Origin of the sequence: Gracilibacillus massiliensis, assembly GCF_001458115.1 — a bacterium.
Classification (GTDB): Bacteria; Bacillota; Bacilli; order Bacillales; family Amphibacillaceae; genus Gracilibacillus; species Gracilibacillus massiliensis.
In genome coordinates this window covers 681,311-698,911 of the sequence record NZ_CZRP01000012.1, presented here as the reverse complement: position 1 = coordinate 698,911, position 17,601 = coordinate 681,311, and the positions used below count along the sequence as shown (strand labels likewise).

Below are 17,601 nucleotides of genomic sequence, written 5' to 3'. Positions count from 1 at the left end.
ATATTAAATAGTTGATTATGATAACGTTTTCTTATAAGATGTACGTATTAGTTAATAAATATAATTAAGAAAGATAGGAGAGATATATATGGTAAAGCAAATAAAAGAGGTTATGCCACATATAGCCTTTGGTGGCGATTATAACCCTGAACAATGGGATGAACAGTTTTGGTTAGAAGATGCAAAATTAATGCAGGAAGCAGGCGTAAACCTGGTTTCTGTTGCGATATTTAGTTGGTCTGTTATTGAACGAAAGGAAGGGCAGTTTGATTTTGTTTGGTTAGATAAAATTTTAGATATATTACATAGTCATGGAATAGGAGTGGCTTTGGCGACTGCAACCGCATCTCCACCAGCATGGTTATCCAAAGAATATCCAGAAGTGTTAGCTGTACAAAAAAATGGTGTAGCTTACCAAGTTGGCTCCAGACAACATTATTCACCAAATAGTAAGCGTTTTAGATATGCTGTTAAACAGTTGGTAACGGAAATGGCTAACCGTTATAAAGATCATCCGGCAGTTAAAATGTGGCATATTAATAATGAATATGGCTGTCATCTATCAGAGTGCTATAGTGAGGAAAGTTTACAAGCGTTCCGTACATGGTTAAAGGCTAGATATCAAACAATTGATAACTTGAACAAGAAATGGGGTACGAATTTTTGGAGTCAGCGCTATAATGCATGGGATGAGATTCAATTTCCAGCAAATTTACCAACCTTTTATAACCCAAGTCAGAAGTTAGATTATAAGCGCTTTATGGATGAAGCGATTTTTGAACTTTATAAAACAGAAAAAGAAGTACTAAGAGATATTACACCTGAGATCCCTGTTTTTACTAATTTCATGTATGAATTTAAGCCACTTAATTACTTTGAATGGGCGAAAGATATGGATTTAGTAACTTGGGATTCTTATCCAGATCCGAGAGAAGGAAAGCCATATCGACATGCGATGCATCATGATTTAATGAGAAGTCTTAAAAATGGTCAACCATTTTATTTAATGGAACAAGTAACCTCTCACGTCAATTGGCGCGATATTAATCTGACAAAAAAACCAGGAGAAATGCGGCTATGGAGTTATTCTACCGTTGCAAGAGGCGGCGATGGGGTAATGTATTTCCAATGGCGACAAGGTAGAGCTGGAGCAGAAAAATTCCATGGTGCGATGGTGCCACACTCGAATAATCCGGAAAGTCGCACGTATCAGGAAATCAAACAGTTAGGGAACGAATTAAAGCAACTTGATGGATTAGTAGATGCTCGAACAAATGCAAAAGTGGCTATTGTATTTGATTGGGAAAATTGGTGGGCAGTTGAACTAGAAGGAAAGCCACATAATAAGCTATCCTATTTAGATCAAGTTTATCAATATTATCGCGTGTTTTATGAGAAAAATATTGCAGTAGACTTTGTAGACCCTACAAGTGATCTCTCAGAATACCAATTAGTAGTCGCTCCGATGTTATATATGATTCGAGAGGGAGAAGAAAAGAATTTAGAACAATTTGTCGATCAAGGCGGCACACTAGTAGTTAGCTTTTTCAGTGGTATCGCAGATCAACAGGACCATATTCACTTAGGTGGATATCCGGCACCTCTACGTAAGTTATTAGGGTTAACTGTCGAAGAGTTTGCTCCAATGGCTGATGACGAAACCAATACGATTGTTGCGAATGGTGAATTGTCGACGGTTGATACATGGGCTGATATCATTAAACTAGAAGGTGCCAAATCAATTGCAACATTTAAAGAAAATTGGTATCAAAACTCTCCAGCAGTGACGATTCATCAGTATGGTAAAGGTAGTTCGATTTATATCGGTACAAACCCATCGGAAGCATATGTAGATAAGTTATTGGAGGGTATATTGCAACAATTAAATATTAGCGCACCTCTTTCAGTACCAAATAATGTAGAAGTTGTCGAAAGAACGAATAACAATCAAACATACCTATTCATTTTAAATCACAATACAGATCCTGTAACGGTTTCTTTGGATAAAGGTGTGACATATACGAATTGCCTGAGCAATCAAAAGGTTACGGATGAAGTTCACATAGAGCATACGGATGTAGCAATCTTATCCTATTGATAAGGCACTACACGAACAAACCTCCTCTTCAAAAATTACGGAAGTGGAGGTTTGTTTATATTTTACCTAATAAAGCTTTATATATGAGGATAAAAATATTTTCTAATTTGCTTGTTTATGTTAGTATAAATCTAACAATTGAAGTAGGAAGGGTTCAAATTATGAGTACAAAAGTTAATCCAATTCAAGTCAGAGATATTATTATAGCAAATCAAGTATTAAAAGATGTTGTAGTTAAAACACCATTACAACGTGATCCGATTCTTTCTGATAAATATGATTGTAATGTATATTTAAAAAGAGAAGATCTTCAAGTCGTGCGTTCCTTTAAGATTCGCGGAGCGTATAATTTAATGCAAGGCTTGACCCAAGAAGAATTGGCCAATGGAGTGGTTTGTGCCAGTGCGGGAAACCATGCACAGGGTGTTGCCTATTCTTGCAAGGCATTAGGAGTGAAAGGTGTCATTTTTATGCCAAGTACAACTCCTAGACAGAAAGTAAACCGTGTCGAATTTTTCGGTGGACCATTTGTTGAGATTCGTTTAATTGGTGATACATTCGATGATTCATTTGATCAAGCAATGGAATACTGTAATGAACATGATGCATCATTTATTCATCCTTTTAATGATACTCGTACCATTACGGGACAAGGTACGATTGGTCTTGAAATTTTAGATTGTATGGAAGAACCGATCTCCCATGTCTTCATGGCAGTTGGCGGCGGTGGTTTAATTTCGGGTGTAGGATCATACTTAAATAGTATTAGTCCAGATACGAAGATTGTCGGAGTAGAGCCAGAAGGTGCAGCGTCAATGAAAGCTGCTTTAGAAAAAGATGAAGTAGTAAAATTAGATAAAATTGATAAATTTGTAGATGGAGCAAGTGTTAAAAGAGTCGGTGATATTTCATTTGATATTGCCAAAGAATTTATCGATGATATTTCTGTTGTGCCAGAGGGTAAATTATGTACCACTTTATTAGATTTATATAACGAAAATGCAATCGTTGCAGAACCTGCTGGTGCATTACCTATTTCAGCACTTGACTATTACCGTGATGAAATTAAAGGAAAAAATGTCGTGTGTATCGTAAGTGGTGGAAATAATGATATTGATCGTATGCAGGAATTTAAAGAACGTTCGTTAATTTACGAAGGATTCAAACATTATTTTATCGTTAATTTCCCACAACGCGCCGGTGCACTTAGAGAATTTATGGATGAAGTCCTAGGTAAAGACGACGACATCACTCGTTTTGAATATACCAAGAAAAATAATCGAGATAAGGGTCCAGTTTTAGTAGGGATCGAACTGCAAAGAGCAGAGGATTATCATCAGATTATATCGCGTATGGAGAAAAAAGGATTTACCTATATCGAAATCAACAAAGATGAACAGCTATTCCAATTATTAATCTGATTTTGCGTACCATTTACTTTATGAAAAATTGAAAATAAATGACAGGCTTGTCGCCATTCGTTATGGTGACGAGCTTTTTTTGAAAGTGAAGATAAGGTTTGGTTTGGGGGTAATCTTTTTGAATAAGACTTTACTAAATGAGTTAATGTTGGAAACAGATGAAGAACGTGGGATTTTACGAGGAGACAAAGCTGTTAATAAGGAAATCTATACGAACCTAACATCTGATTTTATCATCCAAAGTGAGAAATTTTTAGAAGATGATTTAATTATGATTCGTAAGCACCCTAGATATATCGATTTTCCTAAACACTCTCATGATTATATTGAAATGAATTATGTGGTTCATGGTCAATTTCATCAAAAAGTTGCAAACCAGCCGATGACGTTGAAACAAGGTGATATATTACTTCTAAATCAACATATTGAACATGAATTAACAGCATGTGAAAAAGAAGATATCATTATTAATTTTATAATCCATCCAGCATTTTTTGATTATATCCTATCCAATCTTTCTACAGGTTTTATTCAAAGTCAGATGATTCATTTCTTAATGAATAGCATGTTTGATTATAATCAGACCGGGCAATTTTTGTATTATCCTGTGTCAGATTCGATTCGGATTCAAGAGATTATGAGTCAAATATTGGAGGAGATGTTTGAGGAATCGATTCTGTCTAAATCAAAAATTAAATTTCTTATGGGGCTATTAATTTTAGAATTAATTGAACAACAAAACCAGTCTCAGCAAAATAATATACATACAGAAAAACATACATTTCTAACGGAAGTATTTCGTTATATAGAAGAAAACTATCGTGAAGCTAACTTACAAGCATTAGCCACACAATTTAACCAAACTGCTTATTGGGTAAGTAAACAAGTAAAAGCATTGACGAATCAGAATTTCAAAGATTTAGTTCAGGAGAAAAGGCTATTAGTGGCGAAGAACTTATTACTCTATAGTGATTTATCTATGCAAGCAATCGCTGAAGAAGTAGGTTACGAGAATATCAGCTATTTTTATCGTTTGTTTAAACAAAAATATAAATTGACGCCAAAAGCATATCAAACACAACTACATAAGAAAGAATAACCACTAAGAAATAGATGACTTTCTATTTTCGTAAGTAGTTCAGTTTTTGAGTACAAACAATAAAAATGTATTATAAAAATGAGCGTTGCGTTGCATTGCATAGCAATTTGATGCTCATTTTTCATTGTTATATAAATGTTCATTTGTATCTTGAGTAGTTATTTGCCCTGGAAAATGCAACCCAACACGAAAAGCCATAATAATTATTGAATACCTGTAAAATCAGTTGTAAAAACTTATGAAATTTTGACTACAAAAAAAGAACAAATTCCTTATCGGAAAATACTCACATTTCTTAAACTAACGCACCCGATAGTTTAAGTGAAATCCTTCACAATATTTTTTACACCTTAATATGACTCCAATCCTTTAAATGTGTTGCTCCAGAATCTGATTGATTTGAAAAGACGCCTTCTTATAAAGAAAAGCGCCCGATTGCGGTTGGATTTGTCACTTCAAAGAAGAAATGAAATCAAAGCATTGAATGTGCCATTTTCAAACATTATATATATCCCTAACCCTACAAATACAATTGGTACAATCCAACGTTCATATTTCTCAATTTTTTCCGATACAAAATCTAAGGAAGCTAAGCGATAGCTGACATAACATAAAACCCCAACCATAATTAAAAAGACAATAATAGCAACAAAAATTTCGATCATATTTAACGTCGTGAAGTACGGTATATAAATGGAAAAGTCATCCGCACTGGAAGCCAATACAATGAAAGTAACCGTCAAAAATAATTGATTAAATTTACCTGAGGAGAATAAGGATAAAATGCTACTTTCATCTTCATCCTCTTCCCCTTTAATCCATATTTTTACACCTAAGTAAAGTGGTAAAAGTCCAAGTAGTCCTATAATCCATTGCTGAGGAATTAAATTTGCAACCCCAAGAGCAACTAAAAGACTTACTCCTATAATAATTGCAGTCCCTATATATTGTCCTATCCAAACATGTTTCACTTGATCTTTTTTTATTTGCGAAAACAAAAGAATTAATATAACGAGATAATCAATTCCTGTTGCTACATAAACCGCAGCAGCTGTAAGCGCCGTTACAATCATTTTTTCCATCTCCAATGTTTTGGGATAATAAGGACCTTTCTTCAAATTGAAAAGCCCTTAAATTGAAACACTTATATAGATATACTAAAATATTAGTTGGTAGGCGTGATTTTATTATTCTGTTTTTACCCCTTAAACCTATTCATCTTCATCCACGCGCATAAGCCTTAGCCCATTTAACGCTACTAAAAGAGTTGCACCCATATCCGAGAGAATGGCAATCCAAAGTGTTAACCAGCCCGGAATCACTAGCAGTAAGGCAATAAATTTAATAGCAATGGCAAAAGTAATATTAGCTTTGATGATGTTTAGAGTTTTTCGGCTAAGTTTGACAGTGAATGGAAGCTTCCTTAAATCGTCTCCCATTAAAGCAACGTCTGCCGTTTCTAATGCTGTATCTGTACCAGCCCCACCCATTGCAATTCCAACAGAAGATGCAGCAAGCGCGGGAGCATCATTGACACCATCACCAACCATGGCTACATTCCCATATTCCGATCTTAATTGTTTAATATAGTCCAACTTATCCTGTGGCATCAATTCTGATTGAATATCCGATACGCCTACGTGTGAACCGATTGCATCTGCAGTACCTTTATTATCACCGGTCAACATAATTGTCTTTTTAATACCCAACTGATTTAACTTTTGAATCACATCTTTGCTTGTTTCACGTACTTCATCAGCAACTGCAATAACGGCAAGTATATTTTGTTCAGTTCCAATAATCATGGCAGTTTTCCCTTGATTTTGAAGGTTTCTAACCTTATCTTCGAACTCTTGGCTAAAATCAGGAACAAATAATTCCTTGAAGAGTTTTGGACTTCCTATATAATAGGTTGTTCCATTTACAATTCCTTTTACACCTCTACCCGTAATGGAAGAGAAGTCATCCACTTGTACATCTGAATAGGAGATATTCTCTTGTTTTGCCTTCTTCAGAATGGCTGAAGCAAGAGGGTGTTGCGAACGATATTCAAGTGCTGTAATGATGGAAAGTAGCTCTTTTTCGTCTACCTGTTTATTTAATAAGTTAAAATCTGTTACAACTGGAACTCCTTTTGTAAGTGTTCCCGTTTTATCAAATGCAATGGCTTTTAAAGCTCCCATTTCTTCTAGATAAATACCGCCTTTGACAAGTACTCCTTTTTTTGCAGCATTTCCAATAGCTGAAACGATAGCGATTGGAGTGGATATAACTAATGCACAAGGACAACCAACAACAAGAACAGCTAAACCTTGATAAACCCACGTTTCCCAACTTCCGCCAAAAAAGAGAGGAGGGACCACAGCAACTAGCGCAGCAATAACCATAATAATAGGCGTGTAATATTTCGCAAATTTATCGACAAAGGCTTGAGCTGGGGCCCGTTCCCCTTGTGCTTCTTCTACTAGATGGATAACCTTAGAAATTGTAGTATCTTCTACCTGTTTGGTTATTTTAACCTCGAGTAAACCTTCTTCATTTAAAGTACCAGCAAATATATCATCATCGAGTGTTTTGGCAACTGGGACAGATTCACCTGTGATAGCAGCCTGATTGACGGCAGAGTTACCATTTACCACCACACCATCCATTGCAATCTTTTGACCCGGTTTGACAATCATGATGTCACCAACAACGATATCATTCACATGAATCATTATTTCTTGTCCATTACGCCTAACGAGTGCTTCTTTTGGTGCAATGTCCATTAATGAACTTATCGACTGTCTTGCTCTATCCATAGAGAATCGTTCCAGTGCCTCGCTGATTGCAAAGAGAATAACAACAACAGCAACTTCAGCCCACTCACCTATAATAGCGCCACCAATAACAGCAACTGTCATAAGGGTTTTCATGTCAAATTCAAAGCGTAATAAATTTTGTAAGCCGACTTTAAAAAGGGATAAACCTCCAATAACCATGGAAGCTAAAAACAATAAAGTAGTCACAATGTTTTCTTCACCGTTGACAAACAAGGATAGGTAACCGAAAACAAGAAATAATGCCGAAGTAAGTAAAGTACCATGCTTTTTATAAAAAGGTACTTTCTCTTCTTTTTTCCCTTCTTGAATCCCTTCTGAAGCCTGTTTTCTTCGTTCATCAGGAGCTACCTTGAGGTTTTCAAAAGCGCCGGCCTTTTCTAATTCTTCGATTGAAGTTTCACCATAAACGGATATTTTTGATGCTCCAAAGTTTACCTTTGCATCTTGAACTCCTGGAAGCTCTTTAACATTTCTTTCAAATTTCCCCGCACAATTTGCACATGAAAATCCTTGAACTTGATATACATTTTTTTCTTGATTCATCTCTTGTGGTACTTGACGTCTAGGTTTTTCAGGAGCCACTTTTAAATTTTCAAAAGCACCAGCTTTTTCTAATGCTTCAATGGAGGGTTCGCCGTAAACGGATATTTTTGATGCTCCAAAATTCACTTTTGCATCTTGAACGCCTGGAATCTTTTTAACATTTTTCTCAAACTTACCTGCACAATTTGCACATGAAAATCCTTGGACCCGATAGACGTTCATTTCTTCTTCCATTAGTTTTACCTTTTGTTCAGACATTGACCTTCACTTCTTTCTTATGCGCTAAGGCGATCATCATTATCTGCCTGATATGTTCATCATCTAACGAATAGAAAGCGAGTTTTCCTTCTTTTCTAAAGTTGACAACCCCTTGCTTATAAAGCGTTCGTAAATGATGAGAAGCATTTGCTACCGTAACACCTAATATATTTGCTATATCACAAACACATAACTCTTCATCCTGACACAGAGCGTAGGTGATTTTTGCTCTATTTTCATCAGCAATAGCCTTTAACATTTGGCTTACACCAAAAATATCAACTGTTTGTAAATCCCCTTGTATTCGATTAACCTTTTCTTCGTCATAACAAAAAATTTCACAAGTTTCTTTCTTATTCATATTATCACTCCATCTTATTCAAGTATTTGCTTGAATATATTATAACCATTTTCAATTTATCATTCAAGTAAATATTTGATTAAAATAAAAAGAAAAAGAAGAACCTGGGATCGTACCCCGATTCTTCTTCGTTATTCTAGATGAATACGTAAAAACTTTCTTCAACGAATGGCCCGATTGTTGCACACAAGTTAAACACCACTCTTCAACAAAACTGCCCGTTAGTTGAAGAACGTCTTTTAACTTATTTTACCATATGTAAGTTAATTATCCTAAATTTATCTCAATTAGTTATACAATTTGGATTGCAAAAATCCTTGCATTTTAGCCTACAATTCCATATAAAAAAAGCAGTTCAATTATGAGCACAAATTACATTTTTATACTCCAAAAACTGAACTACTTTCTATTTTTGTAGTGGTTTTTATAATTAAAGCTAAATTAATTAGCTCGTTACAAATGTTATTTGCTTTCGTCATTGCAAAAATAGACAATAATTATGTAATTTTCGTTATTAAATTAAAAATATAATTACTTTATAATTAGTTTATAAATCGCTTACAAGAAGGAAGTGATACATATGCAAAAATGTAACTTAGCAGTGGATATCGGTGCATCTAGTGGCCGTGTTATCGCTGGTTATCTAGAGAATGGCAAACTTATTTTAGATGAAATTCATCGTTTTGAAAACAAAATGGAAGAAAAGAACGGTCACTTATGTTGGAATATTGATCGACTTTTTCAAGAAATAAAAACAGGTATAAAACAAAGTATCACACAACAGTATCAACCAATTACAATTGGTATCGATACATGGGCCGTTGACTTTGTTTTATTAGATCAAGAGAAGAAAAGAATCACAGATGCTGTCGCCTATAGAGATCATCGGACAGATGGTGTGATGGAAGAAGTGTTTCAGCACATCGATAAACAAAAAATTTATCAAGATACAGGAATTCAATTTCAACCATTTAATACCATCTATCAATTATTTGCTCTAAAAAAAGAGAATCCAGACATATTTAAAGAAGCAGCACACTTTTTAATGGTTCCGGATTATCTTCATTACTTATTAACAGGGATCATAACGAACGAGTATACAAATGCTACTACGACGCAATTACTAAATGCAAAAGACAAAAAGTGGAATTCATCTTTTTTAGAGATATTAGGAATTCCAAACGATTTGTTTGCAGAGCCCAAAGAACCGTTACAACAAATCGGTATGCTCACAAAAGAGTTACAAGAAGAACTAGGAACCAATCTTAAAGTGGTTTTGCCAGGTACACATGATACCGCATCAGCTGTGATGTCGGTTCCGAGTAAGGAAACGATCTATATTAGTTCAGGGACATGGTCGTTAATGGGTGTAGAACATGACGAACCGATAAGTACGTCACAAGCATTCAACTATAATTTCACCAATGAAGGTGGTGCAGATGGTAATTTTCGTTTCTTGAAAAACATCATGGGTCTATGGATGATTCAAGAAGTAAAACGAGAATGGAATGACCAAATAAGCTTCATCGAGTTTGTCGATTTGGCTTACCAAACAAAAGACTTTTCATCTACAGTTGATGTCAATGATCAACGATTTTTAAGTCCTTCAAGCATGAATCAGGCTATTCAGAAATACTGTCAAGAAACAGATCAGTCGATACCAGAAACAGCTGGTCAATTTGCCAAATGTATATTTGATAGTTTAGTTAATAGCTACGATCAAACCGCCAAAGAAATTGAACAATTAACAGGTAAAAGCTACGACACAATTCATATTATTGGGGGTGGCAGTAAAAACAACTATATGAATGAAAAGTTAGCCAAAGTTTCAGGAAAAAAAATTTACACAGGTCCAGGTGAAGCAACAGCGATAGGGAACCTAATAGCTCAAATGATAACAACAGGACAAATTAAGTCAGTCGAAGAATCCAAACAAATTATAAATCAATCGTTCGATATCCAAAAATTTTAATCAAGAGGTGAAGACAATGAGTGTACAAGAAAATTTTGAAAGAGCAAAAGAACAATATGAAAAATGGGGCGTTTCCGTCGAGGAAGCATTTGAACAATTAAAAAAAGTAGCAATTTCGATCCATTGCTGGCAAGGTGACGATATCGGTGGATTTGAGGTAAACCAACAAGAGTTATCTGGAGGTATTGACGTAACTGGTAACTATCCTGGGAAAGCAACTACTCCTGAACAAATGAGAAGTGACTTGGAAAAAGCGTTATCGCTAATACCTGGGAAACATAAAATCAATTTACATGCTATTTATGCTGAAACAGATGGTAAAGTGGTCGACCGTGATCAGCTAGAACCGAAACACTTTGAGAATTGGGTGAAATGGGCCAAAGATAATGAATTGGGATTAGACTTTAATCCTACCCTGTTTTCTCACCCAAAGGCTGAAGATGGTTTAACATTAACACATCCAGATAAAGATATCCGTGATTTTTGGATTAAACACTGTATTCAATCACGTAAAATTGGTGAGTATTTTGGAAAAGAGTTAGGACAGCAAGCATTAACGAACATTTGGATTCCAGATGGATATAAAGATATACCGAGTGATCGTCTAACACCAAGAAAACGATTAAAAGATTCTTTAGATGAAATTTTCGCAGCTGATGTTGATGAGTCACTTAACGTAGATGCTGTAGAAAGTAAATTATTTGGGATCGGTTCAGAAGCTTATGTTGTAGGTTCCCACGAATTTTATATGGGTTATGCTTTGAAAAATAATAAATTGTGTTTACTAGATACAGGTCACTACCACCCAACAGAAGTGGTTTCTAATAAAATCTCTGCCATGCTTTTATTCAGTGATCAATTAGCTTTACATGTATCACGACCAGTTCGTTGGGATAGTGACCATGTGGTGATATTGGATGATGAGTTACGCGAAATTGGTCTTGAGATCGTACGCAACGATGCGCTAGATAAAGTAATGATTGGTTTGGATTTCTTTGATGCGAGTATCAATCGTGTCGCAGCCTGGACGATAGGTACACGGAATATGATTAAGTCGTTATTATATGCTTTATTATTACCTAACGATCATTTGAAAAAACTACAAGAAGAAGGGAATTTCACCGATCGTTTAGCATTATTGGAAGAGTTCAAAACCTATCCATTTGGGGCGATTTGGGACTATTATTGTGAGCAAATGGGAGTTCCTTCCCAAGAAAAATGGTTAGATGAAGTAAAAGAATACGAAAAAAACGTATTGTCTAAACGAGAAGCGTAATAAAAAATAAATCAACACAATAATATTTGTTTGTGTTGATTTATTTTTGATTTATAGTATAATATAAAAAGAAACAACGAACATAAAAATAAACAAAGATTAAGAGGAGGAATTTCTTTGGTTCAAAACAAATGGGATGATAGTAAAATCAAACAAAATGATGGCTTGGAATCATTAGTGTACCGTTCAAACTTATTAGGTTCTGATCGTTCTGTTGTAAATATTGGTGGAGGCAATACGTCATCAAAAACGATTGAAAAAGACTTTAAAGGTGACGATGTGGAAGTAATGTGGGTGAAAGGTAGTGGATCTGATTTAGCTACTATGAAATCTCACAACTTTACCGGATTAAAATTAGAAGACATCCGCCCGTTACTTGAACGTGAAGATATGACGGACGAAGAGATGGTGGAATACCTATCACATTGTATGATTGATGCGAAGCACCCTCGCTCATCAATCGAAACACTTTTACATGCATTTTTACCTTATAAACAAGTCGACCACACACATCCAGATGCAATTATTAGCATTGCCTGTGCAGATAACGGAAAAGAAATTGCAAATGAGATTTTTGGTGATCGTTATGTGTGGGTTCCGTATATCCGACCAGGATTTAAACTTTCGAAAATGATTGCGGAAGGTGTTCAAAACAATCCGAACGCAGAATTAGTGATTATGGAGAAACACGGACTTGTTACATGGGGAGAAACGTCTAAAGAAAGCTACAATAAAACAATTGATATAATTAATGAAGCTGAAGATTTCATTAATAAGAAAGCTGAAGGTCAAACATTATTTGGTGGTGCTAAATATACATCACTTTCTGCAGATAAAAGAGAAAGTCTATTTGCGAAAGTTATGCCTGTTATTCGTGGACAGGTTAGTCAAGAGAAAAAAATGTTAACAACCTATAATGATAATGATAGTGTTTTAGAATTCGTTAATAGTAACGATGCTAAAGAATTATCACAAGTTGGTGCAGCATGTCCGGATCACCTAGTACACACAAAAAGAGTACCATTATTTATAGACTGGGATCCACAATCTGAAGACCTAGACTCTTTGAAATCAAAAATAAAAGAAGGTCTTGCAACATATAAAGAAGAATATACCGCATACTTTGAACGAAATAAAAATGAGGGTGATCAATTAGTAGAAACGGCACCACGTATTATTCTGATACCTGGGCTAGGAATGGTCAATACCGGTAAAAGCTGGACTGCAGCTAATATTAGTGAACAACTGTATCATCGTGCGATTGCGGTAATGACTGGTTCTACTATTTTAGGAAACTTTGTATCATTAGACGAAGCAGAATCCTATGGTGTGGAATATTGGCCACTTGAGCTTTATAAGCTAAGCTTAGCTCCACCGGAAGTAGAGTTCTCACGTCAAGTAGCTTTTGTAACAGGTGGTGCAGGTGGAATTGGTACTGCTACAACGTATCGTTTGCTAGACGAAGGAGCACATGTTGTTATTGCAGATATTAACCTAGAAGGTGCTGAGAATCTAGCGAATGAAGTCAATGAAAAATATGGCGCAAATCGTGCATTCGCCGTCAAGATGGATGTAACAAAAGAAGAAGAAGTACAAGCAGCAATCCAAGCATCTGTCCGTAAATATGGTGGTATCGATATATTAGTAAATAACGCAGGGCTTGCAAGTTCCAGTCCATTTGAAGAAACGACCATGGATCAATGGAACTTAAATATCAATGTATTAGTAACAGGCTACTTCCTGGTAGCTCGCGAAATATTCAAACTGATGAAAGAGCAAGAAATTGGTGGTAATATGGTATTCATCGGTTCGAAAAATTCCATCTATGCAGGCAAAAATGCAGCAGCATACAGCACGGCAAAAGCAGCTGAAGTGCACTTAGCTCGTACGATTGCAGCAGATGGTGGTTCTTTAGGAATCCGTGTTAACTCTGTTCTTCCAGATGCGGTTATTCGAGGATCTAAGATCTGGGACTCTTCATGGAAAAAAGAACGTGCATCGTCTTACGGTATTGGAACAGATGATTTAGAAGCGCACTATCGTAAACGTACGATTTTAAATGTAAACATTTTACCAGAAGATATTGCAGAATCAATTGCATTCCTTGCTTCATCGAAATCTGCGAAAACGACAGGTTGTATGGTAACAGTAGACGGCGGAGTTGCAGCAGCATTCACACGATAGTAAAAGAGAATGGATAAACTCTCATTTTAGAGGGTTTATCCATTCTACTATATAACGAAAACGTGCTAGAATAGACAAAAGGCTAAGGCTTGTTCGAAGTAAAGAAAGTATATAATCGGCGTCATGTCTAGCTCCGAGCGCCAGAAACTAGGCGACTTCACAAATCGCCCTACGATAAGTCATCATCGGTTCGCAAGCTCACCGTGATTCCTTTATCTCAGTCGATTCGTTACAGTCGCTACGTTTCTAAGCGGGCGCTCTGCGCTTTTCTTACTAAAAGGGGAGTAAACAAAATGAAGGTGTCATTTTTTATTACATGTTTAGGGGATATGTTTTATGTGAATGCGGGAAAAGCAGCGGTTGAGTTATTGGAACGTCTTGGATGTGAGGTGGATTTTCCGAGAGCCCAAACATGTTGTGGTCAACCCGCTTATAATAGCGGTTACCGAAAAGAAACTGTTGAAGTAGCGAAACATTTAATCGAAACATTTGAACATGCGGAATATGTTGTTGGTATTTCCGGTTCGTGTGTTTATATGATTCATGAATATACACAGTTATTTGAAGAAGGATCGGATTGGCAAAAACGAGCGATTGCTTTGAAAGATAAAACCTATGAATTAACACAATTTATTGTAGATGTTTTAGAAGTAGACGATGTCGGTGCACGTTATCAAGGGGTGGCAACCTACCATACCTCTTGTCATATGACTCGCTTATTAGGTGTAAAAGAAGCACCATTTCGTTTATTAGAAAATGTAGAAGGATTGGAATTAATTGACCTACCAAATCGTCATGATTGTTGTGGATTTGGTGGAACTTTTTCAATTAAAATGAGCGATATTTCGGAACAAATGGTAGATGAAAAAGTAGCACATATTGAAGAGACAAATGCGGATCTTTTGTTAGGTGCTGACGGCAGTTGTTTGATGAATATTGGTGGGCGTTTATCCAGAAATGGAAGTCCGGTTGAAGTGAAGCATATTGCAGAAATTCTGAATAGCAGAGGTGACGTATAATGCCGATGCACATTGGTGAGAAAGATTTTAAAAAACGAGTAACAAAAGGAATTGAAGATGACTTTATGCGTGGTGCTGTGCGCTCAGCTCAAGGGAGATTGCAAGATAAACGTGCAACAGCAGCGGATGAGTTAGGAGATTGGGAAGATTGGCGCACGCTTGGTTCAGAAATTCGTAGTCATACGATTGAGCATCTCGATTATTATTTAAATCAATTGAGTGAAAAAGTAGCAGAATTAGGTGGTCATGTCTTTTTTGCCGAAACAGGTGAAGAGGCAAATGAGTATATTCAAAGAATAGCAAAAGAAAAAGATGCTAAAAAAATAGCGAAATCAAAATCGATGGTAACGGAAGAAATTTCGATGAATGAGGCTCTAGAGGAAATAGGGTGTGAAGTGATAGAAACAGACTTAGGGGAATACATTCTGCAAATAGATGATCATGATCCCCCTTCCCATATTGTTGCGCCAGCACTTCATAAAAATAAAGAACAAATACGGGATGTATTTAATGAAAAATTAGGTTATCTGAAGACCGAAAAACCAGAAGAATTAGCACTGTTTGCTCGCGAAAAACTACGTGAAGAGTTTCTTTCTGCTGACCTTGGCATCACAGGGTGTAATTTTGCTGTAGCAGAGTCTGGTTCATTTGCTTTGGTAACCAATGAAGGAAATGCAAGAATGGTCTCTGCTTTACCGAAAACACAAATTACGGTGATGGGGATGGAACGTATTGTACCTGGTTGGGAAGAGTTAGATGTTGTAGTTAGTTTATTGACGCGTGCAGCAGTTGGTCAAAAGCTGACAAGTTATATTACCGCTTTAACCGGACCAAAACAATTAGAAGAAGCGGATGGCCCTGAGGAATTCCATCTTGTGATTGTCGATAATGGTCGTTCGAAAATTTTGGGCACGGAATTTCAAGAAGCATTGCATTGTATTCGTTGTGCCGCTTGTATCAATGTTTGCCCTGTGTATCGCCATGTAGGTGGTCATGCTTATGGATCGATTTATCCTGGCCCAATTGGTGCTGTACTGTCACCACTTTTATCTGATTATGATGAATATAAAGAACTGCCTTATGCCTCTTCTTTATGTGGGGCTTGTACGGAAGTATGTCCAGTTAAAATTCCACTTCATGAACAACTGATCATGCATCGACGTAAAATTGTCGAAGATGAAAAGAGGTCAACCTTGTCAGAGAGAGTTGCTATGCGAGGATTTGAACAACTCATGAATTCAGCTAATCTGTACAGGACAGCAACAAAAATGGCGCCATTTATGTCTACACCGTTTGCTAAAAAACAAATGATTACCAAAGGACCTGGCCCATTAAAGCACTGGACGCATGCAAGAGATTTTCCAAAACCGGAGAATGAACGTTTTCGTGATTGGTTTAAGAATCGCGAGAAACGAGGTGAACAAGATGCCAAAAGGTAACATAATCAATCGAGACCGCTTTCTAGAAAATATAAGAGCAAAGATTGGCGGGATAGCAACTGATAAGCCAGTGGAGAAACCTACCTGGTCTGTTACACCACAGCGAAATGTATTGGAAGGGTATGACCAAGATCAGTTAATTACGGTATTAAAAGAGCAGTGTGACAATATCCATACCGATTTTTTTCAGACTAATGTAAATGAACTATCCGCAACTATCGAGTCGATTATGAACCAATACCAATCAAAAACAGTGGTGTATTCTGAAGATAAGCGATTTGAAGAAAACAATATCTCTGATTTTCTGGCACAACTAGATTCCTTTAAGTGGAATCGACACGATCGAGAGGCTTCTGTACATTTTGCGGAGCGAGCAGATATTGGGATTACTTTTAGTGATATTACCTTGGCAGAGTCTGGTACAGTAGTTTTGTTAAATGATAAGGGCCAGGGCCGATCTGTTAGTTTATTACCAGCTAACTATATCGCGATTATACCTAAATCAACGATTGTCAAAAGAATGACCCAAGCGACAGATTACATTCATCAACAAGTAGAAAATGACGAGGATATTGCAACCTGTATAAATTTCATCACTGGGCCTAGTAATAGTGCCGATATTGAGATGAATCTAGTCGTCGGTGTACACGGTCCGATTAGAGCTGCTTACATTGTGGTAGACGACATATAAAAGAATACAGCAAAATTAGAAGAATCCAAGCGATTTCAAATAACTATTGAAATCGCTTGGATTTTCTTGCGTATAAGGAAGATACTAGCAATAAACTGTGTGGTAATTTTGGAATAATCTTAACTGGTTAACCTCTGCTCCGGCTGTCCATTTTCCATGGGTATCTTCATTTTACTAAATTACTGTGCACTAATCGAAATAGTTTATTAAAAGTATATATCGCCCAAAAGGAGGAGTGCGCATCTGCTCAAGTGTCCGATAAAAGCATATATCGTCCAAAAGAGGAGTGCACATCTGCTCAAGTGTCCGATAAAAGTATATATCGCCTAAAAGGAGAAGTGTGCATCTGCCTAAGTGTCCGATAAAAGCATATATCGTCCAAAAGGAGAAGTGTACAAGTGCAACATCTACTCAAGCA

The 17,601-nt window shown here is 36.4% G+C and carries 12 protein-coding genes; 9 read left to right on the top strand and 3 right to left on the bottom strand.

The features are described 5' to 3' along the window. Nucleotides 1–88 precede the first annotated feature (88 nt). The 3 genes from BN3107_RS11030 to BN3107_RS11020 all read left to right on the top strand — a co-directional run bounded on the left by BN3107_RS11030 (nucleotide 89) and on the right by BN3107_RS11020 (nucleotide 4,618). Nucleotides 89–2,098, top strand: a complete 2,010-nt coding sequence (locus BN3107_RS11030; protein ID WP_058307676.1) for a beta-galactosidase — start codon at nucleotides 89–91, stop codon at nucleotides 2,096–2,098. A gap of 161 nt (nucleotides 2,099–2,259) precedes the next feature. Then, nucleotides 2,260–3,519, top strand: coding sequence for a threonine ammonia-lyase IlvA (gene ilvA, locus BN3107_RS11025; RefSeq protein ID WP_058307675.1), 1,260 nt, complete (start codon nucleotides 2,260–2,262; stop codon nucleotides 3,517–3,519). 118 nt (nucleotides 3,520–3,637) lie between these two features. Next, nucleotides 3,638–4,618: an AraC family transcriptional regulator gene (locus tag BN3107_RS11020; protein WP_058307674.1), complete on the top strand. Its 981-nt coding sequence runs from the start codon at nucleotides 3,638–3,640 to the stop codon at nucleotides 4,616–4,618. Between the two features lie 455 nt (nucleotides 4,619–5,073). Here the strand turns inward: BN3107_RS11020 and BN3107_RS11015 are convergent, their stop codons facing one another. The 3 genes from BN3107_RS11015 to cadC all read right to left on the bottom strand — a co-directional run bounded on the left by BN3107_RS11015 (nucleotide 5,074) and on the right by cadC (nucleotide 8,602). Continuing rightward, a complete protein-coding gene (locus BN3107_RS11015; protein ID WP_058307673.1) occupies nucleotides 5,074–5,691 on the bottom strand; it encodes a CadD family cadmium resistance transporter in 618 nt (205 codons plus the stop codon). Between the two features lie 138 nt (nucleotides 5,692–5,829). Continuing rightward, nucleotides 5,830–8,241 carry a heavy metal translocating P-type ATPase gene (locus BN3107_RS11010; RefSeq protein ID WP_058307672.1) on the bottom strand — a complete coding sequence of 804 codons (2,412 nt, stop codon included), beginning with the start codon at nucleotides 8,239–8,241 and terminating at the stop codon, nucleotides 5,830–5,832. Further along, on the bottom strand, nucleotides 8,234–8,602 hold the full coding sequence (gene cadC / locus BN3107_RS11005) for a Cd(II)/Pb(II)/Zn(II)-sensing metalloregulatory transcriptional repressor CadC (protein WP_058307671.1): 369 nt from the start codon (nucleotides 8,600–8,602) through the stop codon (nucleotides 8,234–8,236). The genes BN3107_RS11010 and cadC overlap by 8 nt, the downstream gene beginning before the upstream one ends. Nucleotides 8,603–9,182: 580 nt before the next feature. Between cadC and rhaB the strand changes: the two genes are divergently transcribed. The 6 genes from rhaB to BN3107_RS10975 all read left to right on the top strand — a co-directional run bounded on the left by rhaB (nucleotide 9,183) and on the right by BN3107_RS10975 (nucleotide 17,183). Then, the gene (gene rhaB / locus BN3107_RS11000) at nucleotides 9,183–10,574 is read left to right on the top strand and encodes a rhamnulokinase (protein WP_058307670.1); all 1,392 of its coding nucleotides are present in this window, start codon (nucleotides 9,183–9,185) and stop codon (nucleotides 10,572–10,574) included. Between the two features lie 16 nt (nucleotides 10,575–10,590). After that, nucleotides 10,591–11,850, top strand: a complete 1,260-nt coding sequence (gene rhaA / locus BN3107_RS10995) for an L-rhamnose isomerase (protein ID WP_058307669.1) — start codon at nucleotides 10,591–10,593, stop codon at nucleotides 11,848–11,850. Between the two features lie 117 nt (nucleotides 11,851–11,967). Further along, nucleotides 11,968–14,034 carry a bifunctional rhamnulose-1-phosphate aldolase/short-chain dehydrogenase gene (locus tag BN3107_RS10990; RefSeq protein ID WP_058307668.1) on the top strand — a complete coding sequence of 689 codons (2,067 nt, stop codon included), beginning with the start codon at nucleotides 11,968–11,970 and terminating at the stop codon, nucleotides 14,032–14,034. A 293-nt stretch (nucleotides 14,035–14,327) separates the two neighbouring features. Beyond that, a complete protein-coding gene (locus BN3107_RS10985; RefSeq protein ID WP_058307667.1) occupies nucleotides 14,328–15,053 on the top strand; it encodes a (Fe-S)-binding protein in 726 nt (241 codons plus the stop codon). Further along, nucleotides 15,053–16,492: a LutB/LldF family L-lactate oxidation iron-sulfur protein gene (locus BN3107_RS10980; protein ID WP_058307666.1), complete on the top strand. Its 1,440-nt coding sequence runs from the start codon at nucleotides 15,053–15,055 to the stop codon at nucleotides 16,490–16,492. Before BN3107_RS10985 ends, BN3107_RS10980 begins: the two co-directional genes overlap by 1 nt. Beyond that, nucleotides 16,479–17,183: a LutC/YkgG family protein gene (locus BN3107_RS10975; RefSeq protein WP_058307665.1), complete on the top strand. Its 705-nt coding sequence runs from the start codon at nucleotides 16,479–16,481 to the stop codon at nucleotides 17,181–17,183. The genes BN3107_RS10980 and BN3107_RS10975 overlap by 14 nt, the downstream gene beginning before the upstream one ends. Nucleotides 17,184–17,601: the final 418 nt, after the last annotated feature.

Coding starts and splice junctions, on each gene's coding strand:
- BN3107_RS11030 (WP_058307676.1), top strand. CDS start 89: ATGGTAAAGCAAATAAAAGAGGTTATGCCACATATAGCCTTTGGTGGC.
- ilvA (WP_058307675.1), top strand. CDS start 2,260: ATGAGTACAAAAGTTAATCCAATTCAAGTCAGAGATATTATTATAGCA.
- BN3107_RS11015 (WP_058307673.1), bottom strand. CDS start 5,691: ATGATTGTAACGGCGCTTACAGCTGCTGCGGTTTATGTAGCAACAGGA.
- BN3107_RS11010 (WP_058307672.1), bottom strand. CDS start 8,241: ATGTCTGAACAAAAGGTAAAACTAATGGAAGAAGAAATGAACGTCTAT.
- cadC (WP_058307671.1), bottom strand. CDS start 8,602: ATGAATAAGAAAGAAACTTGTGAAATTTTTTGTTATGACGAAGAAAAG.
- rhaB (WP_058307670.1), top strand. CDS start 9,183: ATGCAAAAATGTAACTTAGCAGTGGATATCGGTGCATCTAGTGGCCGT.
- rhaA (WP_058307669.1), top strand. CDS start 10,591: ATGAGTGTACAAGAAAATTTTGAAAGAGCAAAAGAACAATATGAAAAA.
- BN3107_RS10985 (WP_058307667.1), top strand. CDS start 14,328: ATGAAGGTGTCATTTTTTATTACATGTTTAGGGGATATGTTTTATGTG.
- BN3107_RS10980 (WP_058307666.1), top strand. CDS start 15,053: ATGCCGATGCACATTGGTGAGAAAGATTTTAAAAAACGAGTAACAAAA.
- BN3107_RS10975 (WP_058307665.1), top strand. CDS start 16,479: ATGCCAAAAGGTAACATAATCAATCGAGACCGCTTTCTAGAAAATATA.